18 protein-coding genes and 1 pseudogene are annotated in these 26,814 nt (G+C 71.8%); 11 read left to right on the forward strand and 8 right to left on the reverse strand.

Annotation, left to right across the window (positions count from 1 at the left end; genetic code table 11):
• Positions 1 to 52: 52 nt before the first annotated feature.
• Positions 53 to 724, forward strand: a pseudogene (locus ACF07B_RS31950) (arginine deiminase family protein); the annotation flags it as partial.
• A gap of 31 nt (positions 725 to 755) precedes the next feature.
• Here ACF07B_RS31950 and ACF07B_RS31955 read toward each other — a convergent pair.
• Together ACF07B_RS31955 and ACF07B_RS31960 are read right to left on the reverse strand one after the other, a co-directional pair.
• A complete protein-coding gene (locus ACF07B_RS31955) occupies positions 756 to 2,324 on the reverse strand; it encodes an FMN-binding glutamate synthase family protein (RefSeq protein WP_392181530.1) in 1,569 nt (522 codons plus the stop codon).
• A 91-nt stretch (positions 2,325 to 2,415) separates the two neighbouring features.
• Positions 2,416 to 3,990 carry an alpha/beta hydrolase gene (locus ACF07B_RS31960; RefSeq protein ID WP_392181531.1) on the reverse strand — a complete coding sequence of 525 codons (1,575 nt, stop codon included), beginning with the start codon at positions 3,988 to 3,990 and terminating at the stop codon, positions 2,416 to 2,418.
• A 263-nt stretch (positions 3,991 to 4,253) separates the two neighbouring features.
• On the opposite strand from ACF07B_RS31960, the gene ACF07B_RS31965 reads away from it, so the two are divergent.
• Together ACF07B_RS31965 and ACF07B_RS31970 are read left to right on the forward strand one after the other, a co-directional pair.
• Positions 4,254 to 5,009, forward strand: a complete 756-nt coding sequence (locus ACF07B_RS31965) for a chaplin (protein ID WP_392181532.1) — start codon at positions 4,254 to 4,256, stop codon at positions 5,007 to 5,009.
• Positions 5,010 to 5,365: 356 nt separating this feature from the next.
• Positions 5,366 to 6,223 (forward strand): GNAT family N-acetyltransferase, encoded by an 858-nt coding sequence (locus ACF07B_RS31970; protein WP_392181533.1) that lies wholly within the window; start codon positions 5,366 to 5,368, stop codon positions 6,221 to 6,223.
• A gap of 32 nt (positions 6,224 to 6,255) precedes the next feature.
• On the opposite strand, the gene ACF07B_RS31975 is transcribed toward ACF07B_RS31970, so the two are convergent.
• The 3 genes from ACF07B_RS31975 to ACF07B_RS31985 form a co-directional block, all read right to left on the reverse strand.
• Positions 6,256 to 6,999 (reverse strand): class I SAM-dependent methyltransferase, encoded by a 744-nt coding sequence (locus tag ACF07B_RS31975; protein WP_392181534.1) that lies wholly within the window; start codon positions 6,997 to 6,999, stop codon positions 6,256 to 6,258.
• Entirely contained in the window at positions 6,983 to 11,362 is a 4,380-nt protein-coding gene (locus tag ACF07B_RS31980) for an aminotransferase class I/II-fold pyridoxal phosphate-dependent enzyme (protein ID WP_392181567.1), read from the reverse strand. The genes ACF07B_RS31975 and ACF07B_RS31980 overlap by 17 nt, the downstream gene beginning before the upstream one ends.
• Positions 11,363 to 11,594: 232 nt before the next feature.
• Positions 11,595 to 12,344, reverse strand: a complete 750-nt coding sequence (locus ACF07B_RS31985) for a TetR/AcrR family transcriptional regulator (RefSeq protein WP_392181535.1) — start codon at positions 12,342 to 12,344, stop codon at positions 11,595 to 11,597.
• A 264-nt stretch (positions 12,345 to 12,608) separates the two neighbouring features.
• On the opposite strand from ACF07B_RS31985, the gene ACF07B_RS31990 reads away from it, so the two are divergent.
• The 4 genes from ACF07B_RS31990 to ACF07B_RS32005 all read left to right on the forward strand — a co-directional run bounded on the left by ACF07B_RS31990 (position 12,609) and on the right by ACF07B_RS32005 (position 18,346).
• Positions 12,609 to 13,889, forward strand: a complete 1,281-nt coding sequence (locus tag ACF07B_RS31990; protein WP_392181536.1) for a glycosyltransferase family 4 protein — start codon at positions 12,609 to 12,611, stop codon at positions 13,887 to 13,889.
• Between the two features lie 72 nt (positions 13,890 to 13,961).
• Positions 13,962 to 15,377, forward strand: coding sequence for a UDP-glucose dehydrogenase family protein (locus tag ACF07B_RS31995; RefSeq protein ID WP_392181537.1), 1,416 nt, complete (start codon positions 13,962 to 13,964; stop codon positions 15,375 to 15,377).
• Positions 15,378 to 15,395: 18 nt separating this feature from the next.
• Complete coding sequence (locus ACF07B_RS32000; protein ID WP_392181538.1) at positions 15,396 to 16,373, forward strand: UDP-glucuronic acid decarboxylase family protein; 978 nt, start codon at positions 15,396 to 15,398, stop codon at positions 16,371 to 16,373.
• A 179-nt stretch (positions 16,374 to 16,552) separates the two neighbouring features.
• Positions 16,553 to 18,346: a glycoside hydrolase family 15 protein gene (locus ACF07B_RS32005; protein WP_392181539.1), complete on the forward strand. Its 1,794-nt coding sequence runs from the start codon at positions 16,553 to 16,555 to the stop codon at positions 18,344 to 18,346.
• A 263-nt stretch (positions 18,347 to 18,609) separates the two neighbouring features.
• Here the strand turns inward: ACF07B_RS32005 and galE are convergent, their stop codons facing one another.
• Positions 18,610 to 19,665, reverse strand: a complete 1,056-nt coding sequence (gene galE, locus ACF07B_RS32010) for a UDP-glucose 4-epimerase GalE (protein WP_392181540.1) — start codon at positions 19,663 to 19,665, stop codon at positions 18,610 to 18,612.
• A 289-nt stretch (positions 19,666 to 19,954) separates the two neighbouring features.
• On the reverse strand, positions 19,955 to 20,704 hold the full coding sequence (locus tag ACF07B_RS32015; protein ID WP_392181541.1) for an MBL fold metallo-hydrolase: 750 nt from the start codon (positions 20,702 to 20,704) through the stop codon (positions 19,955 to 19,957).
• Between the two features lie 246 nt (positions 20,705 to 20,950).
• Between ACF07B_RS32015 and ACF07B_RS32020 the strand changes: the two genes are divergently transcribed.
• The 3 genes from ACF07B_RS32020 to fusA all read left to right on the forward strand — a co-directional run bounded on the left by ACF07B_RS32020 (position 20,951) and on the right by fusA (position 25,459).
• On the forward strand, positions 20,951 to 22,960 hold the full coding sequence (locus ACF07B_RS32020; protein ID WP_392181542.1) for a lectin: 2,010 nt from the start codon (positions 20,951 to 20,953) through the stop codon (positions 22,958 to 22,960).
• Between the two features lie 118 nt (positions 22,961 to 23,078).
• Positions 23,079 to 23,219: a hypothetical protein gene (locus tag ACF07B_RS32025; RefSeq protein WP_392181543.1), complete on the forward strand. Its 141-nt coding sequence runs from the start codon at positions 23,079 to 23,081 to the stop codon at positions 23,217 to 23,219.
• A gap of 137 nt (positions 23,220 to 23,356) precedes the next feature.
• Positions 23,357 to 25,459: an elongation factor G gene (gene fusA / locus ACF07B_RS32030; RefSeq protein ID WP_392181544.1), complete on the forward strand. Its 2,103-nt coding sequence runs from the start codon at positions 23,357 to 23,359 to the stop codon at positions 25,457 to 25,459.
• 121 nt (positions 25,460 to 25,580) lie between these two features.
• Here fusA and ACF07B_RS32035 read toward each other — a convergent pair whose 3' ends face one another.
• Positions 25,581 to 25,985 carry a cupin domain-containing protein gene (locus ACF07B_RS32035; protein ID WP_392181545.1) on the reverse strand — a complete coding sequence of 135 codons (405 nt, stop codon included), beginning with the start codon at positions 25,983 to 25,985 and terminating at the stop codon, positions 25,581 to 25,583.
• Positions 25,986 to 26,218: 233 nt separating this feature from the next.
• On the opposite strand from ACF07B_RS32035, the gene ACF07B_RS32040 reads away from it, so the two are divergent.
• Positions 26,219 to 26,779 carry a carboxymuconolactone decarboxylase family protein gene (locus ACF07B_RS32040; RefSeq protein WP_392181568.1) on the forward strand — a complete coding sequence of 187 codons (561 nt, stop codon included), beginning with the start codon at positions 26,219 to 26,221 and terminating at the stop codon, positions 26,777 to 26,779.
• Positions 26,780 to 26,814 lie beyond the last annotated feature (35 nt).

Consider the following 26,814-nt stretch of genomic DNA (forward strand, 5'->3'; position numbering starts at 1 on the left):
CCTGCGCATTCCGGGCATTTCATTGCTAATCTCACCCGCTTCGCCAGATGAAGTCTCGGTGCTCGGCGCCTACCTCGCCTGGACGCTGATGGCGGCCGAAGTGCTGTTCGTCGCGGCCAAGGACGAGGAAATGCCCCGCTTCCTGTCCCGCTCCACCGCCGCCGACGTCCCGGTGCCCGCGCTGCTCCTGACGACCCTGTTCTCCCAGGTCTTCCCGGTCGTCACGCTGTTCTCGGACGACACCTTCAACTTCGCCCTGGACGTGACGAGCGCGCTGACGCTCATCCCGTTCCTGCTCGCGGCGGCCTTCGCCGTGAAGATCACCCGGGGCAGGTTCGGCGGCGACCTCGTCGTCGCCTCCCTCGCCACCGTCTACACCGCGTTCCTGCTCTACGCGGCCGGACTGAGATTCCTCCTCGTCTCCTTCATCATCTACACGCCCGCCACCGTGCTGTTCGTGATGGCGCGCCGCGAGCAGGGCAGGGCGCCGTTCTCGCCCCGCGAAGTCGTCATCCTCGTCCTCTCGATCGCCGGTGCCGTCCTGGGGATCGTCGCCCTGGAGCCCGGCGTGGTGGTCACCTACGACCGCAACACCCAGACCAACACCCTGCTGCGCAAGGCCGGCGTCGAGGTCATCACCATCGTCGGGTCCGAACTGGGACGAGGGCGCGGCGGCGGTCACTGCATGACCTGCCCCATCGTGCGGGACCCCGTGGACTTCTGACCGCCGGCGCTCGCCGGGCCGCCCCGGCGACTCAGAAGGAGTCCGGATCGGCGGCGGCCCAGTCCGCCGCCCAGGCCGAGGGCGGCTCGGCGAGCAGCACCCCGGGCGCGAGCCACTCGTAGAGCTCCGCGTACGACCTCACCGTCGTCGGTCCGACGCGCCGCAGCAGCCGGTGGGGTGTGAGCTCGCCGGGATCCCGCACGCCCATCGCGGCCATGATCCGGCTCGCGCTGTGCACGGTGGCCCGCTGGTAGCGCCGCACCCGCTCGGACTTGTCCTCGACGTCCAGGGCCCGGAACCGGCGCGGATCCTGGGTCGCCACACCGGCCGGACAGGTGTTCGTGTGGCACCGCCGGGCCTGGACACAGCCGACGGCGAACATCATCGCGCGGGCGGCGTTGGTGTAGTCGGCGCCCTGGACAAGGCGTTTGACGAGGTCCGAGCCGGTCGCGACCTTCCCGCTCGCGCCGATCCGGACCCGGTCGCGCAGCCCGGCCCCGACCAGCGCGTTGTGCACCGTGATCAGACCCTCGGTCAGCGGCGCCCCGACGGTGCCCGCGAACTCGTGGGGCGCGGCCCCCGTGCCGCCCTCCGCGCCGTCCACGACGATGAAGTCGGGTGACACCCCCTCGGCGAGCATCGCCTTGCAGACGGCCAGGAACTGGCGCCGCGAGCCGACACAGAGCTTCAGGCCGGTCGGCTTGCCGCCCGCCAAGTCGCGCATCCGGGCGACGAACCGCACCAGCTCCCTCGGGGTCGAGAACACCCGGTGGTGCGGAGGCGACAGCACGGTGACGCCCTCGGGCACACCGCGCGCCCGCGCGATCTCCGCGCTCACCTTCGCCCCGGGCAGCACCCCGCCGGACCCCGGCATCGCCCCCTGGGAGAGTTTCAGCGACACGCACTTCACCTCGGGCAGCGCGGCCTTGTCCTTGAACTCCCTTTCCTCGAAGTCCCCTTCGGCGGTACGGCAGCCGAAGTACCCGGTGCCGATCTCCCAGACGAGGTCACCGCCACCGCGCAGGTGATGGTCCGACAGACCGCCCTCGCCGGTGTCCTGCGCGAAACCCCCCAGCGCGGCACCCCTGTTGAGCGCCAGGACGGCGTTCGGGGACAGCGCTCCGAAGCTCATCGCGGAGACGTTCAGGAGGGCCATGTCATAGGGCTGGGCGCAGTCGGGGCCGCCCACCCGGACCACGGGCGGCCCGTCCGGAACCGCGACCGGGCGCATCGACGGCTCCAGGAACTCATGGCCGTCCCCGTACACGTCGTGCTCCGTGCCGAACGGTTCCTCGGCCTCGACGCCCTTGGCCCGCTCGTACACGAGGGTGCGGACCGCACGGTCGAAGGGCCGCCCGCCGACGCCGCTCTCGACGAAGGACCGCCGGCGCTCCGGGCGCGGCGTCTCCGGCGGGAAGCGCAGACGGCCGATCAGCGGATGGTTGCGCGGCACGGAGTGGCGGCGCTGTGTCAGGTCATGGCCGCCGAGCGCGGTCAGTGCCAGCAGCGGGCCCGCCGCGCACCACCACCACGCGGAGACGGCGCCCGCCAGGAGCAGCGCCCCGGCCGCACCGAGGGCGACGAGCAGCAGTGGGAGCATCCGGCGCACACCAGGAGTCAAACCCATGGAGGCGAAGGCCGCTGATCGGGACGCCCGAGCGCGCCGTCACCCTCACCCGGTGGGGTGACCTTCAGTAGCCGTCCGTGTCCTGCGGACCGCAGGAGCTGCCGCTGGCCGGCAGCGACCCGTACAGCAGGTAGTCGTCGACCTTGCGGTGCACGCACTTCGAGGACGCGTACCCGGTGTGCCCGTCGCCCTTGTTGTCGAGCACCACGGCCGAGGAACCGAGCCGCTTGGCGGTCTCCACGGTCCAGCGGTAGGGGGTCGCCGGGTCCCCGCGGGTGCCGACGAGCAGGATCTTCGAGGCGGGTACGTCGCGGACCTTCTCGCGTATGTAGTCGGTGCCCTTCGGACGGCCGTAGCACATCAGCACCTGGGCGAGCCGGTACTGGCCGAAGACGGGCGACGCCTCCTCGTAGGCGGTACGCAGTCCGGCGACCTGCTCGGCGACCTGGCCGGCACTGGGCCGGTCGGGGTCGTCGGCGCAGTTGACGGCCATCAGGGCGGCGGGGAGATTGTCGAGGGGGACGTCCTCGGCGTCGACGAGCCCGCCGTTCTGCCGGGGCCCCTGCCGGACGGGTGTGGAGGTGGCGGGCAGGGAGGCGCCGCCGTAGAGCTGGGTGAGTCCGTGGGTGTCGCCGTCCTGGACCAGCAGACTGAGAGCCTGTTCGAGGACGGGCCACATCTCCTTGCTGTAGAGCGCCTGGCTGATCGCGCCCACCAGGTCCTGTCCGGAGAACGCCTGGCCGTACTTCGACGGCACCGGGTCCCGGTCGAGCGACCTGACGAGCTGGACCACCTGCTCGCTCGCGCCGCGCCGGTCCTGTCCGAACGGGCAGGCCATGTTCCTCACGCACCAGGTGACGAAGTCGTCGAGCGCGGTCTGCTGTCCCGCCGCGCCTATGCGGCCCTGCTCGGTGATCGGCTCGGTGAGCGTGTCGACCCCGTCGAGCACCATCCGTCCCGTCTTCTTCGGGAACTGGGCCGCGTACACCGCGCCGAGCCGCGTCCCGTAGGAGAATCCGAGGTAGTTGAGCTTCTTGTCGCCGAGCGCCTGACGCATCACGTCCAGGTCCCGGGCGGCGTCGACCGTGCCGATGTGCGGGAGGACGGGCCCCGAGTTCCGGGCACAGGTGCCGGCGGCCTTCTTGACCGCCTTGAGCGCCGCCTGCACGTCGGTGCCGGCGGCGGTCGCCCCGAAGATCTCGTCCACACCGTCGCCGCAGCTCACGGGGGAGGAGCGGCCGACGCCGCGGGGGTCGAAGGTCACCACGTCGTAGCCGTTGGTCAGGCCCATGAAGTCCTTGCCGGCCGCGGCGAGCCCGGGAACGCCCGCACCGCCGGGACCGCCGAAGTTCAGTACCACCGACCCCCGTGAACGGCCCGTGGCCCGGTAGCGGGCCAGCGCCAGGTCGAGCGTCCCGCGGCCCGGCCTCGCGTAGTCGAGCGGGACGGTGATCTTGCCGCACTGGAGGTCCTTGGGCATGCCCTCGCCCTCGCAGACCGCCCACGTGACCTTCTGGCCGTAGAAGCGGGACAGGTCGGGCCCGTCGGCGGTCGCCACCGTCGGCAGTCCCGCCGCCAGCAGGGTCAGCGTCGCGGTGGCGGCTCCCACGACCGCGATGCGTTGGTGCACGGACAGCATGCCTGCCTCCAGGGTCGCCTGCGGTGGACCGGCGATACCTCCCGGATCACGATAGACGCGGCCCCGGTGGCACGCCTCTGGGCGAGCGGGGCCGGCCGTCGCCGCCCGCCCCGTGCCGGGACCCGCGCGGGGGTGCGGAAGCTGTTCGAAATACACGACGCTCGATGGGGTGAAAGCCCGAGGAGCCATAACCCCGATGGTCCGCAGGCGTTCTTGGCAATGTGGGCGAGTGCCCACGTAGGTGTCAGGAAGGCAGTGAACGTATGAAACGGGTGACCCGAAATGGTTTGATCGCCGCGGCCGCAGCCTCGGGCGCGCTGGCAGCGGCCATGCCGGCGCAAGCCGACTCCGGGGCGGACGGCGCGGCGGCAGGCTCGCCCGGCGTGATCTCCGGCAACACCGTCCAGCTCCCCGTGCACATCCCCGTGAACCTGTGCGGGAACACGGTGAACGTGGCCGGGCTGCTCAACCCCGCCGCGGGCAACCGCTGCGCCAACCTGGGCGGCGGGAGCGGGGTCGCCGCGACCGGCGGCGGGCGGCACGGCGGAGCCGGAGCGCACGGGAGCGCCGTCGGCCGGGGCGGCACGGCCGGTAACCGCGGCGCCGACGGCCGGGACGGTGGCGGAGCGGTCGCGCACGGTGGCGGAAAGGATTCGCCGGGTGTGCTCTCCGGCAACGGCCTTCAGCTCCCGGTGGATCTCCCGGTCAACGTCAGCGGCAACTCGGTGACGGCGGTCGGCCTCGGCAACGCGGCCGTCGGCAACGAATCGGTCAACACCTCGGGTGCCGAGCCCGTGCGGGAGCACCACCGTGTGAACCCCGCCCCGAGGCCGTCCACCCCGCCCGCCGGGACGCCCGACACCGTGGTGCCGGAGCAGGTCCGGCAGCGCGGCGGGGCCGTGGCCACCCTCGCCCACACGGGCGCGGACGCCGCGATGCCCGCCATCGCGGCGAGCGCGGCGATGCTGCTGGGCGGTGCCGTCCTGTACCGCCGGTTCCGGCCCGCAGCGGTGCGCTGATCCGCGGCGGTCACGATCGGGAGGCTCCATCGGACGGGTGACCGGTGGAGCCTCCTCGCTGTCCCGCTGTCCCGCTGTCCCGCTGTCCCGCTGTCCCGCTGTCCCGCTGTGCGTCTGTTCGTCATGCCCGTCTGCCCGTCGTGCCCGGGGTTCCGGCGACCTGGAGTGCCCGGGGTCTCAGGGAGCGGTGTCGTGCCGGACGTGGGCGCCGAAGTGGCCGAATCCCCTCCCGTGCGCGGGGCTTGTCGCTGCGATCGGCACGGAGATCGGGAAGGATGCCGCACGAGTGACCGGCCCGGCGCACCGCGCGCCTGGCATGCCGGCACGCATCCGACCTGTACGCATTGGAGCGCCCCATGACCTCACCGGGACCCGACGGCCTCGTCGTCAGCCAGGCCACGCTCGACGACTGGAAGGTCGTCGGCGGCTGGGCGGCGGACGAGGGATGGAATCCCGGTCTGTCCGACAGCGCGAGCTTCTTCGCCCAGGACCCCGGGGGCTTCTTCATCGGACGGATCGACGGGGAGCCGGTCTCGGCCGTCTCGGTGGTCAACTACAGCGCCGACTACGCCTTCCTGGGCTTCTATCTCGTACGCCCCGACCTGCGCGGGAACGGATACGGCCTCGCGACCTGGGAGACGGCCCTCGCCCACGCGGGCGGCCGGACCGTCGGCCTCGACGGCGTGGTCGCGCAGCAGGACAACTACCGGAAGTCCGGTTTCGAACTCGCCTACCGGACCGCCCGGTTCACCGGTGTCGCCCCCGTGGGGGAGGAGCCGTCGGGGGTGCGGCCGGCCGGCCCGGCGGATCGCGCGGCGATCACGGCGTACGACAGCGCCTGCTCTCCGGCCGACCGGCCGGTGTTCCTGGAGTCGTGGCTGACCACCCCCGGACACCGCACGTTCGTCCGCCACGACGACGGCGGCAGGCTGAGCGGCTACGCCGTGATCCGTCCGGCGCGTGATTCCCTGCGGATCGGCCCCCTGTTCGCCGACACCGCCGATGACGCCCGCGCCCTGTTCGCCGCGCTCGCCGCCGACGCGGACGGCGGCGCGCTCGCCGTCGACGTGCCGCGGACGAACACCGCGGCCGTAGCCCTCGTGGAGAAGCTCGGCCTGACCCCCTCCTTCGAGACGGCCCGCATGTACACCGGGCCCGTCAGGGAGTTCGCGCGGGAACGCGTCCACGGGGTGACCTCACTGGAACTCGGTTAGCCCGGCACGGGAGTGGTGGCGGTGGCGGTGGCTCACCCCGGGGGAGAGGCCGCCGCCACCCCGGTGAGCAGGATCATCCCGGAGTCCCCGTAGTCCGGCAGGGTCGGATCCGAGGGGATGCGGCTGACCGCGAGCCGGTCGGTGAGCGGGGTGAACACCTCGGTGATCACGTCCGTGTCCACCGGGCAGCCGGGCCAGCGGGACGCGGGGCCGATCCGGTAGGTCGGCATGTTCTCCATGAAGGCGGCGACCAGATGCCCGCCCGGTACCGCGCACCGGACGAACCGGCGGCAGAATTCCTTGAACTCCTCGAAGTCCTCGGTGGCCCCCTCCGCCACGAAGTGCATGGAGACGAGGCCGTAGCTCCAGGGTTCGATGGACCTCAGGTCCCCGTGCACCAGACGCACCGAGGACAGCGCCCCCTCCAGCGTCTCGGGTATGTCCGGGTTGAGGTTGCGGCACAACGTGTGGAACGGCACCCAGCTCCTGTCCGGCGTCCCGTTCAACTGCCGCTCCAGATAAGCGGCGTTGGAGGCACCCGCCTCCACGGCGTCGATGCGGCGGCTCGCGGCGGACGCGAGGATCAGCGGATAGAGATTGGGGCCCGCCCCGATCTCCACGGCCCGGCCCACGTCGCCCGGTGCGAACCCGCGGTAGAACGCGCTGTGGTGGCTGATGACCGCCGTGTCCGCGGGATGCAACTCGCGGTAGTTCTCCGCCAGATAGTCCTCGACGGGCCAACTGTCCCAGTCCACGTCGTCATTGAGTACCGTCATCGCTGACTCCCTCCCTCGGCCGCAGCCGATAGCGTTCGGTGAGCCGGGTGAGCGTGTCGTTGAGCCGCTCGACGTCCTCGTCCGAGTTGAGGGCGGTGAGCTGGACCCGGAAACCGACCCGGTCGCGGGGTACGAGGGGGTAGGCCGCCAGCGTCACATAGATGCCGTTGGCCCACAGGAACCCGCCGACCGCGTCCAGGTCGTCGGGGTCGGCCAGGGGGATCTCGATGATCGGCAGACGGTCCGTGTTGAGGGTGCCGACGCCGAGTTCCTCCAGGTGGTCGAGCACACGCCCGGTCTTGCGGTACAGGTCGGCCCGGATGTCGTCCCCGCGGCGGTCGTTGACCTCCAGACCGGCCAGCGCCGTGGCGAGGGAGGCGGTGGGCGAGGGACCCGAGTAGAGGTAGGGGGCCGCGGCGGTCTTGAGGCGGTCCTTGAGCGAGGTGGGCAGCGCGAGGAAGGCCAGCAGCGACGAGTACGCCTTGGAGAAGCCGCCGACGAGCACGATCCCCTCGTACGACTCTCCCGTGTGCCGCACGATGCTGTTGCCGCGGTCCCCGTACGGACACGACTCCTGCGGGCCGCGCTCCCCGATGACACCGAAGCCGTGCGCGTCGTCGACGTACATCAGGGCGTTCCGCGGCCTGCACACCTCGGTCAGCTTCGGCAGGTCGGGGATGTTCCCGCTCATGCTGTTCACACCGTCCAGGCAGACCAGCCGGGGCAGGTCGGCGGGCACCGCGTCCAGCATGGCGGCCAGGTCGTCGGGGCGTTCGGCGTGGAACCGGTGCAGCGTCGCGCCCTGTCCGCGGGCCCCCACGCATCCGTCGAACACGGTCCGGTGCGCCGTGGCCTCGACGAAGACATGGCCCTGGCCCGCGAGGGCGGGGATCACCGAGGCGTGGATCAGGGTCAGCGTGGGCAGCAGCAGCGTGTCCGGCGCGCCGAGCAGGTCGGCGAGCCGTTCCTCGATGTCGGGGTACAGGCGGGGACTGCCGATCAGCCGGGACCAGCTGGGGTGGGTGCCCCAGCGTCGCACGGCCGGCTCGATGGCCTGGATGATCTCCGGGTCGCAGTCGAAGCCGAGGTAGTTGCAGGAGGCGAAGTCGATCATCCAGTGGTCGCCGCTGCGGATGTGCCGGCCGCGTACCTCGTCCAGCACGGCGTCGCTCATGGGGTTGGTCTGCCGCAGGTGTTCCAGGTCGCGCCAGCGTCTGGAGCGGCGTGTACTCGCCCCCTGCGTGCCGTCGGCCTGCGTGCCGTCGGCCCGTGTCCCGTCGGGTCCCGCCGCCTCGGACAGGGCGGGTGTCTCCTTGCCTGGGTCCGCGGACGCCGGCTCCGTCTGTCCCATTCCGTACCTCGTTTCCGCCGTCGCGGCGGCGGACCGCGCCGGGGCGCGAACCCCGTCGTGCTGCCGCAGCAGGAACTCGCTCTGCTGCACCGTCATCGGCCGGGCGAAGAGGAAGCCCTGTCCGAACCGGCATCCCATGCCGGCCAGGAGATCCCGCTGCACCGGATCCTCGATCCCCTCGGCGATCACCTGGATGCCCAGGGTGTCGGCCAGGCCGACGATCCCCTCGACGAGTGCGACCTGCCGGGTGTCCAGCGCGATGTCGTCGATGAACGTCTTGTCGATCTTCAGTACGTCGACGGGGAAGTCCCGCAGATACCGCAACGACGAGTATCCGCTGCCGAAGTCGTCGACGGCTATGTGGACCCCGAGGTCCTTCAGCGAGTACAGGACCGCCTGGATCTGCGCGTCCCGGCGCATCAGCACCGTCTCGGTGAGCTCCAGCTGGAGCGACCCCGGGGCGAGCCCCGGAGTCTCCAGTGCCTTGCGCACCTCGCCCAGGAACCCGCTGTCGCGGAACTGGCGGGGGGAGACGTTCACGCTGACGTACGGCGGGTCCGCCCCGTCGGCCGCCCGCTGGAGCCCGGCCATGTCGGTGGTGGCGTTCCTCAGGACCCACGCGCCGAGCGGCGTGATGTGCCCCGTCTCCTCGGCGAGGGCGATGAACTGGTCCGGCGGGACCGGCTCGTGCTGCGGATGCGGCCAGCGGGCCAGGGCCTCGAAGCCGACGACCTCGCCCGCGCTGATGTCGACGACCGGCTGGTAGCGCAAGGTGAACTCGGACCGGGCCACCGCGCCGTCGAGACGTGCCTGGAGATCGTGCCGTTCCACCATCCGCACCCGGAGCCGGGGCAGGAACCTGCGCCACTGCCGCTTGCCCGCCGCCTTGGCCGCGTAGAGGGCCAGGTCGGCGTGGCCGAGGAGTTCCTCGGCGTCCGTACTGTCCCGGGCGGTGGCCACGCCGACGCTCGCGGACACGCTGACCGAGCCCTCGCGGAGGCTGAACGGCCTGCTCAGCGCCTGGATCACCTGTGCCGCCAGGAGTTCGGCGTCCAGCGGCTTCTTCGCGTCCTCCATCAGCACGGCGAACTCGTCGCCCCCGAGGCGGGCCGCGGTGTCCGTGCGACGCAGGGCTCCCGAGAGCCGTTCGCCGACGGCGGTCAGCAGGTGGTCGCCGGTGGAGTGCCCCATCGTGTCGTTGACCATCTTGAAGTCGTCGAGGTCGATGAAGAGCAGACAGGTGAGCGTCGCCCCGCGGCGGCTGCGCAGGAGCGCGCGCTCGATCCGCTCCAGGAGCAGGGTCCGGTTGGGCAGACCGGTCAGCGGATCGTGGAACGCCCGTTCCGTCAGTTCGTGTTCCAGGCGCCGTTGCTCGGTCACGTCCCGCAGGGTGATGACCAGTCCGGACACCGTGGGGTCCTTGCGCAGGTCGCTGCACCGCACCTCGACCTCGATGCGGCTGCCGTGCCGCAGCACCCACCAGTGGTCATGGGTCTCGGGGGCCCCGCCGTTGCGCAGGGCGGCGAGACCTCTGACCACCCGGGTCCGGTCGCTGGAGTCCACCAGTTCGGGCAGTGCCGCCCCGGTGAGCTCCACCTGGCCGAAGACGGCTCGCGCGGACGGGCTCGCGTACCGGACCGTGTTGTCGTCCTCGATGATCAGGATGACGTCCGAGGCGTTGCGTACCAGCGTGCGAAAGTACGCCTCGCTCTCCTTGCGGATGATCTCCTGGCGCAGCGCGATCCGCTCCACGGCCAGTCCGGCGTGCGAGGCCAGGATCTCCAGCGAACTCTGGATCTCCAGGAGTTGCTGTTCGGGGCCCGCCGCCATCAGCACGCCCGGCAGTTCACCGGCCGGCTCGTCGGGCGGGATCATCGGGCACACCAGGGTGGTCGGCAGACCGTGGAGCCGGCCCGCGATGTCCGTCCCGAGCTCCGCCGTGGGGACCAGGTGCGAGAGGCGGGTCGCCAGGCCGCTCGCGTACTCGGCCGACAGGACCAGGCTCCGGTGCGTGACCTTGGGCCCGAACAGTGTGCTGACGGTGGTGTCGCACGCCCGCGCCACGTCCTGGGGCCGGACCGCCGCGACCAGGGACGTGGCCGCCGTGCGCAGGGCCTGCTCGCGGGCCACCGCGTTGCGGTGGGCCACCACCATCCCGGAGAGCCGGAGGATCACCAGCAGGAAGAGCGCGGCGGAGAAGACCGCGATCACGGCGGCGTCCTGCGCGTCGCCCCGCCGTCCCTCGTACAGCAGGATCCCGGGTGCCACCAGGGTGGCCGCGGCGAGCAGGAGCAGGCGACGGCGTGTGGGCCGCAGGGACTCCTGCCGCTCCACGGGCCGGGTCAGTTCCACCATCGAGGGATGCAGTCCGGCGAGCCCCCAGGCGGTGTAGAACACAATCCAGCCGGCGTCGAGGAGGGTCCCGGTCTGCCACAGGTTGTTCAGCTGGAGAATCCCGTACGCGATGTCGAACGTGAGCAGTGTCGCGGTTCCCAGCACGAGGAGCTGCACGGAGGGGATACGGCCGGAGCCGGGGCTCGCGGACAGCAGGCGGGCCAGCATCGCGAGGACGAGCACGTCGCCGATCGGGTACGCGATGCTGATGGCCCGCTGCTGCCACGTCAGGCCCGGCACATGGGCGAGCGGCTGCACCAGGAACACCCAGACCGGCAGGGCGAGTCCCAGCGCGAAGATCAGCGCGTCGAGCAGACTCGGCAGGTCGTGGCCCGGCCAGCGGTAGCGCACGAGGCCGTAGAGACCGGCGGCGAACAGCGGATACGTGGCGAGGTAGCAGGCGTCCGCGGGCGACGGGAACGGGTTGTTGAAGTGGAAGTACGACTCCATCACGTTGTACGACGTGTCGCCCGCCGCGAACGCCAGCAGCCCCGCGGCCAGCAGCAGCCACGGCCAGCGGTGGGACGGGCGGTTGACCTGGATGCCCAGGAGCATGGCCGCGACGCCGCCGAGTCCGATGACGGCCCACAGCGGGGTCCGGGTCGGGGAGACGGCCATGTAGACGACGGCGGTGGAGGTCACCAGGAGGGCGTACACACCGAGGCGTCGTGGCCGCAGGAGGCCGCCGGTGAGGCGATGTACCCGCAGCAAGCCGAACCGCCTCCCTACGTCGGACGGCACAGGACCGTTCGCCGGGTTACGGGGCACTACTGATCGTAGGCACGTGGGGTGGACCGGTGCATCTTCAGCCTGGACGGCCGCCGTGGGATTCCGTGCCCCGGGTCACCGTTCAGTCCTGCGCGAAGCGGTCCAGCAGGGCGTCCAGTCCGGCGTCCAGGCCGTCCTGGCCGCCCCGCTCGGCGAGGGTCGCGGCGATCTCGCGGAGCCGGGGCAGTTCCTGAGGCGGCATCCGGTGCAGACCCAGCCGGAAGGCGGGGTCCTCCTCGTCGGGGTTGTCCACCATGGCGCGCAGCTCCACGGACACGTACCCGAGGACCCAGCCGGTGAAGGCGCGGAACACGGCCGCCGAGCGGACACGGTCGAACCCCGCCCCGTGGAGCAGTTCGAGCACCCGCTCGTGTTCCCTGAGCACGGCCGGCGGTCTGCGGGCCAGCGGGACGGCGAGCATGCGGGTGGCGAGCAGCGGTACGGCCTGGGGGTGGGCGAGGCAGACCTCGTAGCTGGCCCGCGCGATCCGGTGCAGTTCGTCGCGCCACGCGACCGGGCCGGCCGCCGTGGAGTCCCCTGGCGCGGAACCGGCGCCGAGGCGCTCCGCCAGTTCGAGGTAGAGGGCCTCGACCAGTCCGTCCAGCAGGGCGTCCTTGCCGTCCGCGTAGCGGTACAGCGCCATGGCCTCGACTCCGAGCCGGGCACCGAGGCGGCGCATGCTCAGCGCCGACAGGCCCTCCTCGTCCACCAGCCCGAGGGCGGCGGCGAGCACGAGTTTCCGGCTCAGCCGGCCGTAGTGGCCCCGGTCGCTGGCCCGCCGCGCGGGCTCGGCCGCCTCGCCGTCGTCGTCCCGCGTCCGCTGCCTGGCCATGACTTCCTCCGTACGGCCCACCTGCCCGAAAGCCTGCGTGTCGACTCTATGCGCCTACGGGGCCAAGTGTACGTATACGGCGTATAGGGAGGAAAGGTGTCCCCCTGATGCCTGGATCGACCGGCCGGATCGACCGGCCACCCCCCGGCCATCGACCGGCCATCGACCGGCCGGATTGACCGGGGCGACCCGGCGGGTGATGATGTACGTATACGTCGTAAATATACGTATTTCACAGGTATTCATCGGTGGTGATCGTTGATTGTGTACGGGACCCTCGCCCCCCGTTCCGGGCGGCTGGACGGCACTGGCACTGCCGGAAGCGGGACTCCGCCGCCGCGGGAGGCACCCGTCGAGGCGCTGCCCCCGGCGCCGGTCCTGCCGCGGATCAAGGTGCTGCACGTCATCACCCGCTTCTGGGCGGGAGCCGGGGACGGCACGCTGCTGGCCGCCGAGGGCATGGACCCCGACCGCTACGAGGTGTGGGTCGCCGGCGTGCCGAGCGCCGACCTGTGGGAGCCGGCGCGGGCCGCGGGGGTGCGGACTCTTGAGACACCGGGGTTCCGGCACACCCTGGGTCCCGCGGACATGCTCGTACTGGGACGGCTCGTGCGGCTCATCCGCCGGGAGCGGTTCACGGTCGTGCACACCCACTCCGAGAAGGGCGGCTCCCTCGGCCGGGTCGCGGCACGGTTGTGCCGTACCCCCGTGGTGGTGCACACCCTCCAGGGACAGAGCTTCCACCCGTACATCACGCGCCCCCGGCGCACGGCGGGCCGCGGCCTGCGGCGCGTGACCCGCAGGCTGGCCGCGCGGTTCCTCGCGGCCACCCCGGGCGGGGCGACCACGGCGGCCGAGGAGCGTCCGGTCCTCTCCGGCCGGGGAGACGTGGTGCCCTCCGCCGCACGGCTGGGCGCCGTCCCCGAGACCTTCGACCCCGACGCCCGCGCCCTGCTCGGCATCCCCCGGGAGACGGCACTCGTCGGTAGCGTCGGCCGCTTCGACACCCGGAACGACCCCCTCGCCTTCGTCCGCATGGCGGCCGCGATCCGGGCGGAACACCCGGACACCGCGTTCGTCATGATCGGGGACGGCCCGCTGGCGGGGGAGGTCAGGCGGCTCGCCGCGGACCTGGACGTCGAGGTGACGCTCACCGGACAACGTCCGGGCGCCGACCGGCTCGTGGCCGGACTGGACGTCTTCGTGACCAATTTCCTGTACCAGGGGCCGGGCCGGGCGCTCACCGAGGCGCTCGCCACCGCCCGGCCCGTCGTCGCCACGGCCGTCAACGGGGTGCCCGACCTGGTGGAGCACGGGGCCACGGGACTGCTCGTGGCACCGGCGGACCCGGCGGGCGCCGCCCGCGCGGTCGGCTGGCTCCTCGACCATCCGCGCGAGGCCGCGGTGATGGGCCGGCAGGGCAGCCGCCGGGTCCGCGGCGCCCTCGCGCCCGAGGCCCTGCGCGGAGCCGTCGACGACTGCTACCGCGACCTGCCGCGCCTGCCCTTCACCGGGCGCGCCCCAGGAGGCGTCCCCCGCCCCTGACCCCTTACCCCCACGCACACCCCACCAGCCAGTCGGTCACGAGCCGACCACACGCCGAGCACGGAGAAAGACATGCGTCTGACAGTCATCGGCACCGGATACGTCGGCGCGGTTCACGCCGCCTGCATGGCCGACATCGGGCACGAAGTGCTCGGCGTCGACCTCGACCCCGACAGGATCGCCGCCCTGGCCGCGGGCACCCCCCCGTTCTTCGAACCAGGCCTGTCGGAGACGCTCGTGAGAGCCGTGGATTCCGGCCGGCTGCGTTTCACCACCTCACCGGCCGAGGCCGCCCGCTTCGCCGACACGCACTTCGTCTGCGTCGGCACACCCCAGCACCCCGAAACGGGCGCCGCGGACCTGCGCCATGTCGAGGGGGCCGTCGACGCCCTGGCGCCCCGGCTTCGCGACAGCGGTCACGAACGGGTCCTGGTGGTCGGCAAGTCCACCGTCCCGGTCGGCACCGCGGCCGGCCTGGCCGAACGGCTGCGCGCCACCGTTCCGGGGGCCGAAGTCGCCTGGAACCCGGAGTTCCTGCGCGAGGGCTGCGCCGTCCAGGACACCCTGCGGCCCGAACGCATCGTGGTCGGCACGAGGACAGGCACCGGAACCAAGCCGTGTACCGGCACCGCGACGGACACCGACACGCCTGCCGGCACCGGGACGGGCGCCGGCGCGGAGAACGGCACCGGCTGGCCCGAGGCACGGCTCAGGGAGATCTACGCACCGCTCCTGGAAGCGGGCACCCCGTTCATCGCCACCGACCCGGCCACCGCCGAACTGGTCAAGGTCGCCTCCAACTCCTTCCTCGCCACCAAGATCTCCTTCATCAACGCCATGGCCGAGATCTGCGAGGCCACCGGGGCGGACGTGCTCACCCTGGCCGAGGCGATGGGCCGGGACTCCCGCATCGGACCCCGCTTCCTCGCCCCCGGGCTCGGTTTCGGCGGCAGCTGTCTGCCCAAGGACATCCGGGCCTTCGCCACCCGCGGCGAGGAACTCGGACTCGGCGGCTCCGTCGCCTTCCTGCGCCAGGTCGACGAGATCAACACGCGGCAGCGCCTGCGCACCGTCGACCTCGCCGCACGCCTCCTGGGAGGCTCCTTCGCCGGCCGGAGCGTCGCGGTGCTCGGTGCCGCCTTCAAGCCCGGCAGCGACGACGTCCGGGACTCGCCGGCCCTTGTGGTCGCCGACGAGATCCGCAGCCGCGGAGCACAGGTCCGCGTGCACGACCCCGAGGCGATCGACAACGCCCGAGTGGCCTACCCCGCGCTCCAGTTCGCCCTGGACGTGGCCAAGGCCTGCGAGCAGGCCGATGTCGTCCTGCACCTCACAGAGTGGCCCCAGTACCGCGACCTGGACCCCGCCGCACTCGCGACGGTGGTGCGTTCGCCGGTCCTGGTCGACGCACGGAACACACTCGACCCCGCCCGGTGGCGCTCGGCGGGATGGGCGCTGCACGCGCCGGGCCGTCCGGGGCCCGCCTGACCCGCAGGAGGAGAGACCATGCGTGTCGTCGTGGCCGGCGGAAGCGGCTTCCTGGGATCGCATCTGTGCGAGGCCCTGCTGAACAGAGGTGACAGCGTCTGCTGTCTGGACGACCTCTCCTCGGGCAGACCGGCCAACATCGCCGCGCTCCGGCACGACCCCCGGTTCGCCTTCGAGGCCTGGGACATCACCGAGACGTTCGGCGTCGCGGGTGACGTGGACGCCGTGGTGAACCTCGCGAGCCCCGCGTCGCCCGTCGACTACCAGCGCTTCCCGCTGGAGACACTGGCGGCGGGCAGCCGGGGGACGGAGAACATGCTGCGCCTCGCCGACCGTCACTCCGCCCGGTTCGTCATGGCGTCCACCAGCGAGGTCTACGGAGACCCCAGGGTGCATCCGCAGGACGAGACGTACTGGGGACACGTCAACCCCATCGGCCCGCGCAGCGTCCACGACGAGGCCAAGCGGTATGCCGAGGCCCTGTCCATGGCGTACCGGCGGACCCGGGCGGTCGACGTGGGAATCGTCCGCATCTTCAACACCTACGGCCCCCGCATGCGTTCGTACGACGGCCGGGTGGTCTCCGGTTTCATCCGGCAGGCGCTCCGCGGCGAACCCCTGACCCTCTTCGGGGACGGCAGCCAGACACGGAGCTTCTGCTACGTCGACGACCTGGTCCGAGGCCTGATCGCCATGATCGATTCACACCGGCCGGGCCCGTTCAACCTCGGCAATCCCGGCGAGCGGACCGTGCGGGAGCTCGCGGAGCTCGTCGTCGCGATCACCGGATCGCGCAGCGGACTGCGCTTCCGGCCCCTGCCCGTCGACGACCCGGTCCGCCGGCGCCCTGTCATCTCCCGCGCGCGAGAGGCGCTCGGGGGGTACCCGCGGGTGTCCCTGGAGGAAGGGCTGCGGCCCACCATCGACTGGTTCGCGGCGCAGTCGCGGGTACCTCTGCGGCCGTCGGAGCCGTCCCCGGTTGGGCGGAACCCATGAAAGCGCTCGCGCTGCGCGGCGGAGCGGGGGAGCGGGTGGCCGCGCCCTGGCACGCTGACCGCTCGACGGCCCGGCGAACGACTCCACCGACCTCTGAAGCACCTGGTCATGATGCGAACTCCGGTGCTGCGGACGTACCCTGCAAAGGCGGCCAAGAACACAGCGGCGTGGTTTCGATCATGAACGCACCTATCGAGGACTACGCCCTCATCAGCGACCTGGAAACCGCTGCCATGGTTGGCAGGGACGGTTCCATCGACTGGCTGTGTCTGCCCCGGTTCGACTCCCCGGCCTGTCTGGCCGCGATGCTGGGCACACGGGACAACGGCTTCTGGCGCATCGCGCCGGCCTCACGGGCGGCGCGTGCTTCCTGCGCCGAGCGGGCCTACCGGCGGGACACACTTGTCCTGGAGTCCCGCTGGGAGACGCCCACGGGCGCCGTGCGGGTCACCGACTTTATGCCGCCGCGCAGTCAGCTTCCGTGTGTCGTCCGCATGGTGGAAGGACTGTCGGGCTCCGTGACCATGCGCAGCGAGCTACGGCTGCGCTTCCACCAGGGCAGGGTGGTGCCGTGGGTCCAGGCCGGTGAGGCCTGCACGGTCGCGGTCGCCGGGCCGGACGCCGTCTGGCTGAACACCGAGGGCCTGGACGCGGAACCCGGCGGTGAGAGCTCCATCGTCCACGAATTCACGGTCCTGGCCGGGCGCAGGACGACCCTGACATTCGTGTGGGCGCCCTCGTACGTGCCCGAACCGCCCGCTCCGCTGTCCGTTCCGGCGGAGACGGTGCTCAAGGAGACCACTGACTTCTGGCGGCGCTGGACCGCCCAGTGCCACTACCAAGGGCCCTGGCGCGACGCCGTGGTGCGGTCCCTGATCACGCTCAAGGCACTCACCTACGCGCCCACCGGGGGCATCGTCGCGGCCCCGACGACCTCGCTGCCCGGCCTCATCGGCGGCGAACGCAACTGGGACCACCGCTTCTGCTGGCTGCGCGATTCCGCCCTGACACTGTCCTGTCTGCTCCGATGCGGCTACCGCGACGAGGCGACGGCCTGGCTGGGCTGGCTGGTGCGGGCCATCGCGGGGCAACCCGCCGATCTCCAGTCCGTGTACGGCGTCGGCGGACAGCGGCTGCTCCGGGAGACGGAGGCGCCGTGGCTGCCGGGCTACGAGGGCTCGCGGCCGGTCCGCTTCGGGAACTCCGCCATGAGCCAGTTCCAGCTCGACGTGTACGGCGAGGTGCTCGACGCGCTCCTGCTGTCGCTGCGGGCCGGCATCCCCATGCCGGGCCATGTGTGGAGCCTGGTGGAGGCCATGATGGGACAGCTCCGCCGGCACTGGCGTGAGCCGGACCAGGGCCTGTGGCAAGTGCGCGGTCCGGCACGGCAGTTCGTGCACTCCAAGGTCATGGCCTGGGTGGCCGCCGACCGCGCGCTGCGCATGGGCGAACTGCTCGGCAGGAACGGGCCCTCGGACGTCTGGCGGACCTTCCGGGACGACGTGCACCGGGAGGTGTGCCGGGAGGGGTGGGACGCGGGGCGCGGGTCCTTCGTCCAGTCCTACGGTTCGCCGGCGCTGGACGCCTCGGCGCTGCTGATTCCGCGGCTCGGTTTCCTGCCCGCCGAGGACGAGAGGGTGCTGGGCACCGTGCGGGCGATGCGGGAGCTGACCCACGGCGGGTTCGTGCGGCGGTACGCCCCGAACGGGCAGGGCGTGCACGGCGTGGACGGGATGCACGGCGGCGAGGGCGCGTTCGTGGCGTGCTCCCTCTGGTACGCCGACGCGCTCGCCACGACCGGACACCGGGAAGAGGCGACGGAGGTGTTCGAGCGGGTGCTGGGCATCCGCAACGACCTCGGTCTGCTCTCGGAGCAGTGGGATCCCGACGCGGGCCGCCAACTGGGCAACGCACCGCAGGCGTTCAGCCACATCGCACTGGTGGAGACCGCGTTCCTGCTGTCGGAGGAATGACGGGAGCGACGGGGGAGTGACAGGGGAGACCGCGTCCCGCCGCCGGAGTACCCGGCGGACACCGCGTTCCCGCTGTCGTGGCGAACGCCGCAGTGAGAGCCACCGTCACTGAGCGAGAGTCACAGCCGCTGAGCCGGAGTCAGGCCGCGGTGTCAGAGCCGCGGTACGAGAGCCGATCCGCTGAGGCGCAGCCAGGGCCGCGGAGTCAGAGCCGCGGAGTCAGAGCCGGGCCGGGTTGTCGGAGCCGGAGTCGCGTGGGTGTGTCAGCCCTTGCCGGAGGAGCGCCGGGCGGACCCGGCGTAGCCGTGCGGGTTGAGTTGCTGGAACCGCCACGCGTCCCGGCACATGTCGGCGAGGTCCCGCGAAGGGTGCCAGCCCCAGGCGCGACCCACCGCCGAGGCGTCCGCCACGAGTTCGGCGACATCGCCGGGACGGCGCGCGACCATCTCGTACGGTACGGGCCTGCTGCACTCGGCGGAGAAGGCGGCGATCACGTCGAGGACCGAACTGCCCCTGCCGATGCCGAGGTTGTACACGCGCATGCCCCGTTCGTCGGCGAGGTGGTCGAGGGCGACGCGATGCGCCTCGACGGTGTCCATGACGTGCAGATAGTCACGGATCGCCGTCCCGTCCGCCGTGGGGTAGTCGTCGCCGAAGACGCGGAGGTGTTCCCGTCGCCCGATGGCCACCTGGGCCAGGGTCGGCAGCAGGTTCTCCGGAGAACCGCCCGGGTCCTCGCCCAGAAGCCCGCTGGGATGGGCGCCCGCCGGATTGAAGTACCGCAGACACAGCACGGTGTACTCGGGGTGGCGGTGGCAGACGTCGGCGAGGATCTGCTCGCAGATGAGCTTGGAGGCGGCGTACGGATTGGTCGGCCGCGCCGGGGTGGACTCGTCGAGCGGTCCGTGGCCGGCGTCGCCGTACACGGAGCAGGACGAGGAGAAGACGAGTTGGTGCACGCCGTGCTCGTGCATGGTGTTCAGCAGCGCGGTCGTTCCGCCGACGTTGGTGTCGTAGTAGTCGATGGGCTTCCGTGTCGAGGTGCCGACGGCCTTGTGCGCGGCGAAGTGCACGACGGCGTCCACGGAGTGGCGGTCGAAGACGGCCGACAGGGCGCGTCGATCACGGATGTCCAGTTCGTAGACGGTGCCGAGGAAACGGCCCGCGATGCGTTCCACGCGGGCGAAGACCTGGGGACTGCTGTTGGAATAGTCGTCGACCACGATCAACTCGTAACCGTGGTCGAGCAGTTCGACGCAGGCGTGACTACCGATGAATCCTGCGCCGCCCGTGACGAGAATGGTCGAGGGGGCGCTCATGGGCCCGGCTCCTTCGTGTGCGGGCGGGCGGCGATCGGAAGGCGAACGTCGCGTCGGCACGGCGGACCCGGTGTCGGGGGGAGGGGCCGGCCGGCGCGTCGGGAACCCCGGCTCCGGCGGCCCCGCTCCCGGAAGGGTCCGCGCGACCGGGCTTGCCGTGCGCCATGACGCGACGCTCCTGAGGGAAACCAATGGACAAACGACGTATGTTTACGACGTATATGTACCACTCTGCCCCTGTCTGGCCCCCGCGTCAAACGGCGGCGGCACCCTTCGCCGCCGGGCTCCGTCAGCCGGCCAGCTCCCGGGCGCGCCGCGCGGCCTCGCCCACCGGGGTGCGGTGCACGGGCCCGTGTCCGGGCAGCAGCACATCGGCGGCGAGGGCCTCGATGCGGCCGAGCGAGGCGAGTGCTTCGGCGCGCTCGGTGTCGAACATCCTGGGCAGCAGCTGGGGCCCCTGTATCCGCGAGGTGGGGTGACCGCTCACCAGGGCGTCCCCGGAGATCAGCACTCCGGCCTCGGGCAGGTGGTAGACACAGTGGCCGGGCGTGTGGCCCGGGGTGTGCACCGGGACGGGCCGGCCGGGCAGGTCGAGGGGGCCCTCGTTCGGGAAGGCCTCGGGTTTCGTCATGGCCACGTCCGCCGTGCCCCCGGAGCGGATGGCGTGCACGGCCCATGGCAGCACGCCGGGGCGCCATGCCTGCCGCATGACCTGCCCGATGCTCACCTGGTGGAGGAACTCGCGGCGCGCGTGCGGCACCTCCGTCGCGTGCAGCCGCACCGGAGTGCCGTAGGTGCGGTTCAGGAACTCGGCCGAGCCGAGGTGGTCGCTGTGCGCGTGGGTGATGAGCACGGCCGTCACCGCCTCGGGCGCGTGCCCGAGGGTCTTCAGCGACGCCAGGAGGTTCTCGCGGTCGCCCGGATAGCCCGTGTCGATCAGGGTGACCGCGTCGCCCTCGGACAGCACCACCCAGTTCGTGTTGCTGCCGTGCACCAGATGCACTCCGGGTGCCGCTTCGACGATCGCTTCCTCGCGCATGACCATCCTGACGTCGGACAACTGCTGATGCCCAGAGGGCTCTGACAGGGCGAAAGGTATCGCGAGCGCCCTCCCGGCGGCGCACGGCCGTCGCTTCCCGCCCGCTCCGCGCCCCGGAGGGAGGTGTGGAGGCGAACGGCCTTGCGTGGCGCGGGACTTGACGTGATGCGGTCAAGGCGCTGCCATAGGGCGAGCCGCGTTTGCTTTTGTTCGACTCTGCGAACAAACCCCTCAAGGGAGAGCCGCATGTCCCCTCTTTCGAACATGCCCGGTCTGCTGCGCCTCCTCAGACGCGCCGGTGTCCATGGCGCCGTCCTGCTGCTCACCGTCGCCGCGCTGACCGGGCTCGGCCGCCCGGCCGCGCCGCTGCGGGCCACTCCGGCCGCCGTCGCCACCACCCAGGCCGCGGTCACCCCGGCCCCGATGGGCTGGGCGTCCTGGAACAGCTTCGCCAGTGCGATCGACTACGCCACCATCAAGGCCCAGGCGGACGCCCTGGTCTCCTCCGGCATGGCCGCCGCCGGATACACGTACGTCAACATCGACGAGGGCTGGTGGCAGGGCGCCCGCGACAGCGGCGGCAACATCAGTGTCGACACCGCTCAGTGGCCGGGCGGCATGAAGGCCATCGCCGACTACATCCACGGCAAGGGTCTGAAGGCCGGCATCTACACGGATGCCGGGAAGAACGGCTGCGGCTACTACTACCCGACCCCCTCCACGACACCGGCCACCCCCGGCACCGGGCTGGAGGGACACAACCTGCAGGACCTCCAGACCTTCCAGAACTGGGGCTTCGACTTCATCAAGGTCGACTGGTGCGGCGGAGACGCCGAGGGCCTCGACCAGGAGACGACGTACAAGGCGATCCGCGACGCGAACACCGCCGCCACCGCCGTCACCGGACACTCGCTGGTCCTGTCCCTGTGCGAATGGGGGACGGGCAACCCGTGGAACTGGGCCGCCGGCACCGGCGACCTGTGGCGCACCAGCACCGACATCGTCTACTGGCCCGCCAGCCCCTCGATGACGAGCGTCCTCGCGAACTTCGACAAGTCGCTGCACCCCGCCGCCCAGCACACCGGCTTCTACAACGACCCCGACATGATGACCGTCGGCATGACGGGTCTGAGCGCGGCCCAGAACCGTACCCACCTGGGACTGTGGGCCGTCTCCGGCGCACCCCTCCTCGCGGGCAACAACCTGGCCACCATGAGCGCGTCCACCCGATCGGTCCTCACCAACTCCGAGGTCATCGCCGTCGACCAGGATCCGCGCGGTCTCCAGGGCGTCAAGGTCGCCGAGGACACGACGGGCCTTCAGGTCTACAGCAAGGTCCTCTCCGGCACCGGCAGGCGCGCGGTCCTGCTGCTGAACCGCACGTCCGCCGCCGCGAACATCACCGCCCGCTGGACGGACATGGGCCTGACGACGGCCGCCGCCACCGTACGCAACGTGTGGACCGCCACCAACGCCGGTTCCTACGCGACGAGTTACACCGCCGGCGTGCCCGCGGGCGAGGGTGTCCTGCTCACCGTCGGCGGCACCGAGGGCTCCGGGACGACGTACGAGGACACCACCTCGGCGACGACCCCCACCTTCACCGGCGTCAGCACCTCCGCCGCCGGCACCCGGCTCGTCGACATCAGCTACGCCAACGGCGGTTCCACGGCCCGCCGGGCGACCCTCCAGGTCAACGGCCAGTACGCGCAGACCCTCACCTTCCCGCCCACCGGGTCGGCGAGCACGCACCGCACCGTCTCCGTCCTCGCCTCGCCGGCCAAGGGCTCCAACACACTGAAGTTCGCCGCGACTTCGGGCACGGCACCCGACATCGACGCGGTCACGGTCCGCGCCCTGCCCGGGACCGACGGCACCGCGATCGTCGGCACCGGCTCCGGGCGCTGCCTCGACTTCTTCAAGAGCGCCATCGCCGACAACACCCAGGCCGAACTCTGGGACTGCGGCGGAGGCCAGAACCAGACGTTCACCGCCACCTCGCGCGGCGAACTCGTCGTCTACGGCAACAAGTGCCTGGACGCCTACGACAGCGGGACCGCGAACGGCACCCGGGTCGTCCTGTGGGACTGCAACGGCGGCACCAACCAGAAGTGGACCGTCACCTCCGGCGGCACCATCACCAGCAACGTCTCCGGCCTGTGCCTCGACGCGTCGGGCAACGGCACGGCGAACGGCACACCGATCGTCCTGTGGTCGTGCAACGGCGGATCGAACCAGCGGTGGACCCGCGACTGAGCAGGCGCGCCGCACCAGCCCACCGGACCGCCCACGGAAAACCCGGTGCCGGTACCGCGCCCGGTTCCCTACACTCGCCGAGGAATCACACACCGGCACCCCGGGTGCCGTGTGTGCCGTGACGAACGAGGGGAGCCGGGCCGTGCGTTACCGCACCGCTGTCGTCGTCCCCCCGTCACAGTACGAGGTGATCCTCATGTCCTCGTGGGCCCGGTACCGGCTGCGCGGCCGGAACCGGACGCCCGCGACGACCTTCTGACCTCCGCCCGTACGGCGGCGACCGCATGCCCGGTCGCCCCGCGCCGTGCCCGCCGGAGGCGCCATCCGCCTGATCCCAGGTGTGTCGTCCGGGAATCGCGCCGACCCGTTTCCGGATCGTCCGAAAGGCCCTCGGCCATGCGTACCGACCTGCACCGTCACCTCACCGGCTCTGTCACCAGCCCCCTCGCCGCCGTCCGCAACCTGGGCATCCTCGCCCATGTCGACGCCGGCAAGACCACCGTGACCGAACGGATCCTCTACCTCACCGGCACCATCCACAAGCGCGGCGAGGTCCACGACGGCACCACCGTCACCGACTTCGACCCGCAGGAACGCGACCGCGGCATCACCATCTTCGCCGCGGCCGTCACCTGCGCCTGGGACGGCTACCGCATCAACCTGATCGACACCCCGGGCCACGTCGACTTCTCCGACGAGGTGGAGCGCTCGCTCCGCGTCCTCGACGGAGCCGTCGCGGTCTTCGACGCCGTGGCGGGCGTCGAGCCGCAGAGCGAGTCGGTGTGGCGGCGGGCCGACCGGCACGGCGTCCCGCGGATCGCCTTCGTGAACAAGCTGGACCGCGCCGGCGCCGACCTGGACACAGCCGTCGACTCGATCCGCGAACGGCTGCATCCGGCGCCGCTGGTCGTCCAGTTGCCGATCGGCACGGAGGACGCCTTCACCGGCGTGGTCGACCTGCTGCGGATGCGCGCGCTGGTGTGGGCCGACGGCGCCGAGCCGGCCGAGGAGATCCCGGTGCCGCCGGAGCTGCTGGAGGAGGCCCGACGCCGGCGCCGGCTGCTGGAGGAGGCGGTGGCGGAACTCCATCCGGCGGCCCTGGAGGAGTTCTGCGCCCGCTCCACCCTGACGGCCGGAACCCTCACGGCCGCACTGCGCGACCTGACCCGAACGGGCGAGGGCGTGGTCGTGCTCTGCGGCTCGGCCTACCGCAACCGCGGTGTCGAACCGCTGCTGGACGCCATGGTGACCTACCTGCCCTCGCCGCTCGACGTGCCCGCCGTCCGCGGCACGCACGACGGCGCGGAACAGGAACGGGCGGCGGACCCGCGAGCACCGTTCGCGGGGCTGGTGTTCAAGGTGAACGCCACCGCGACCGGACGGATGACGTATCTGCGTGTCTACGCGGGCACGGTGGAGAAGGGACAGACGGTGCTGGACACGGGCACGGGACGCACCGAGCGGATCGCCCGCATCCTTCGGGTACGGGCCGACCGTCACGCCGAACTGGAGCGCGCGGTGGCCGGGGACATCGTCGCCGTGATCGGGCCGAAGTCCGCCCGGTCCGGCGCGACCCTGTGCGCCCCCGCGGCGCCGCTGCTCCTCGAACCGCCGGTCGCCGCCGATCCGGTGGTGTCCGTGGCGGTCGAGGCACGCAGGAGCACCGAGACCGACCGTCTGGTGTCGGCGCTGGCCCGGCTGGCCGAGGAGGACCCCTCACTGGTCGTCCGCACCGACCCCGAGACCGGGCAGACGGTGCTGTCGGGCATGGGAGAACTGCATCTGGAGGTGGCGGTGGAGAAGATCCGGCGCTCCCACGGGCTCGACGTCGCCGTCGGGCGGCCGAGGGTGGCCTACCGGGAGACGGTGGCCCGCGGGGTGTCGGGTCTGGTGTACCGGCATGTCAAACAGGACGGCGGCGCCGGGCAGTTCGCCCATGTCGTCCTCGATGTGGAGCCGCTGGGGACGGACCCCGGCGGTCCGCGGGGGACGGCGGCGGACTTCGTCTTCCGTTCGGCGGTCGTCGGCGGCCGGGTGCCGCAGGAGTACGTCCGGGCCGTGGAGGCGGGCTGCCGGGACGCGCTCGCCGAGGGCCCCCTCGGCGGTCACCCGGTGACCGGGCTGCGCGTCACCCTCACCGACGGGGCGACCCACGCGAAGGACTCCTCGGAGATGGCGTTCCGCGCGGCCGGCCGGTTCGGGCTGCGTGAGGCGCTGCGCGCCAGTGCCCTGCTCCTGCTGGAACCGGTGGCCGAGGTCACCGTCACCGTGCCCGAGGACGCGGTGGGCGGGGTGCTCGGCGACCTCGCGGCCCGGCGCGGCCGGGTCTCCGGCTCGCACAGCCGCGGGAGTACGTCGGTGATCACCGCCACCGTGCCGCTGGCCGAACTCTTCGGCTACGCGACCCGGTTGCGCAGCCGGACCCAGGGCCGGGGCGTGTTCACCACCCGGCCCGCCGGCCTCGCCCCGGCCCCGGCCCAGGGAGCGCCCGCCCGGTGACCCGGCGCGGTCCCGCTCCTGACGACGGCCCCGCCCCGGCAAGGGCGGGGCCGTCCGGGCCGCTTGCCGCCGGAGGCCGCACCCCGCGGGGCGCGGCCTCCGGCGTCCCCCTCGCGGCTGTTCAGCCCATCTGGTCCTCGTCCGAGAGGTGTTCGACCGTCTTCCCGGTCTCGGTGAAGGTGCGTGTCACCTGGCCCGAGGAGTACACCCACAGGATGCGCAGCGGGCGGTCGCCGGTGTTCCTGAAGAGATGGGGGACCGGGGAGGGGACGTAGGTGGTGTCGTACCGCCTCAGCTTCGTCACCTCGCCGTCGACCACCACCTCCGCCTCGCCCTCCAGGATCGTCACGTGCTCGTCGCAGTTGTGCGAGTGCAAAGGCGCTCCGGAGCCGACCGGGTAGACGCTCATCCCGCTGGTGATGCGGTTCTCCCCGCCCGCCGAGCGCGTCGTGATGAGCGGTGTCGTCACGACGGCGCCGCCCCGGTCCAGCAGGGGCACGGACGCGGCTTCGATGATCGTGGTCATCCGGAGTTCCTCTCCCGTCGACGGTGATGCGTCGACCGACGTTAGGTCGCGTCCCCGTGAACGGGTGCCGTCCGGCGTGCAGTTTTACCTTGCATTCCGGGAAGGGTGAGCTTCCCGTACCCGGCTGTACCGTCGGCTGGCATCGCACGGCATCCCCGTACGTGCCGGAAACACGCCGGAAAGAAAAGGCAGGTGGCAGCCACATGAGGCTCCCCGTTCTGACCGATGAGGACATGGAACCGCGCCAGCGGGAACTCGCCGCCCGCATCGCCGGCCGGCGCGGCGCCGTCCGTGGTCCCTTCCGGGTCTGGCTGCACAGCCCGGAGATGTGCGAGCGCGCCGAATCCCTCGGCGCCTTCGCCCGGTTCGACTGCAGTCTGCCCAGGCACCTGCGCGAACTCACGCTGTTGATGGCCGCCCGGAACTGGGACGCGCAGTACTCCTGGAACGCGCATGTGGACCAGGCGATCGAGGCCGGAGTCCCCGAGGCCGCGGTCAAGGCCGTCGCCGAGAACCGGGAGGCGGTCTTCGAGGACGAAGCCGACCAGGCCTTCTACCAGTTCTGCCGGGAGGTCCTCGACGAGCACTTCGTACGCGACGAGACCTTCGCCCGGGCACTCGGCCACTTCGGTCCCAAGGGCCTCGTGGACACGATCGGCGCGCTCGGCAACTTCACCATGCTCGGGATGTGCCTGAACACCTTCCAGGTGGATCTCCAGGCCGACCGTGAGCCCCCCTTCCCCGACATCCGCGGCTACGGGCGGCTCGGCCACGACGACGGAACGCGGCCGTGACCACCCTCACGGACCGGGACACGCAAGGAGGCGCC

It is taken from the genome of Streptomyces sp. NPDC015532 (genome assembly GCF_043078065.1).
Lineage (GTDB): Bacteria > Actinomycetota > Actinomycetes > Streptomycetales > Streptomycetaceae > Streptomyces.

Excerpts from the sequence above, each read along its gene's own strand:
- ACF07B_RS31985 (WP_392181535.1), bottom strand. The coding sequence starts at position 12,344 with ATGGCCAGGCAGCGGACGCGGGACGACGACGGCGAGGCGGCCGAGCCC.
- ACF07B_RS31995 (WP_392181537.1), top strand. The coding sequence starts at position 13,962 with ATGCGTCTGACAGTCATCGGCACCGGATACGTCGGCGCGGTTCACGCC.
- ACF07B_RS31975 (WP_392181534.1), bottom strand. The coding sequence starts at position 6,999 with ATGACGGTACTCAATGACGACGTGGACTGGGACAGTTGGCCCGTCGAG.
- ACF07B_RS31970 (WP_392181533.1), top strand. The coding sequence starts at position 5,366 with ATGACCTCACCGGGACCCGACGGCCTCGTCGTCAGCCAGGCCACGCTC.
- fusA (WP_392181544.1), top strand. The coding sequence starts at position 23,357 with ATGCGTACCGACCTGCACCGTCACCTCACCGGCTCTGTCACCAGCCCC.
- ACF07B_RS31965 (WP_392181532.1), top strand. The coding sequence starts at position 4,254 with ATGAAACGGGTGACCCGAAATGGTTTGATCGCCGCGGCCGCAGCCTCG.
- ACF07B_RS32000 (WP_392181538.1), top strand. The coding sequence starts at position 15,396 with ATGCGTGTCGTCGTGGCCGGCGGAAGCGGCTTCCTGGGATCGCATCTG.
- ACF07B_RS32020 (WP_392181542.1), top strand. The coding sequence starts at position 20,951 with ATGTCCCCTCTTTCGAACATGCCCGGTCTGCTGCGCCTCCTCAGACGC.
- ACF07B_RS32015 (WP_392181541.1), bottom strand. The coding sequence starts at position 20,704 with ATGCGCGAGGAAGCGATCGTCGAAGCGGCACCCGGAGTGCATCTGGTG.
- ACF07B_RS32035 (WP_392181545.1), bottom strand. The coding sequence starts at position 25,985 with ATGACCACGATCATCGAAGCCGCGTCCGTGCCCCTGCTGGACCGGGGC.
- galE (WP_392181540.1), bottom strand. The coding sequence starts at position 19,665 with ATGAGCGCCCCCTCGACCATTCTCGTCACGGGCGGCGCAGGATTCATC.
- ACF07B_RS31980 (WP_392181567.1), bottom strand. The coding sequence starts at position 11,362 with ATGGCCGTCTCCCCGACCCGGACCCCGCTGTGGGCCGTCATCGGACTC.
- ACF07B_RS32005 (WP_392181539.1), top strand. The coding sequence starts at position 16,553 with ATGAACGCACCTATCGAGGACTACGCCCTCATCAGCGACCTGGAAACC.
- ACF07B_RS31960 (WP_392181531.1), bottom strand. The coding sequence starts at position 3,990 with ATGCTGTCCGTGCACCAACGCATCGCGGTCGTGGGAGCCGCCACCGCG.
- ACF07B_RS32040 (WP_392181568.1), top strand. The coding sequence starts at position 26,219 with ATGGAACCGCGCCAGCGGGAACTCGCCGCCCGCATCGCCGGCCGGCGC.
- ACF07B_RS31955 (WP_392181530.1), bottom strand. The coding sequence starts at position 2,324 with ATGCTCCCACTGCTGCTCGTCGCCCTCGGTGCGGCCGGGGCGCTGCTC.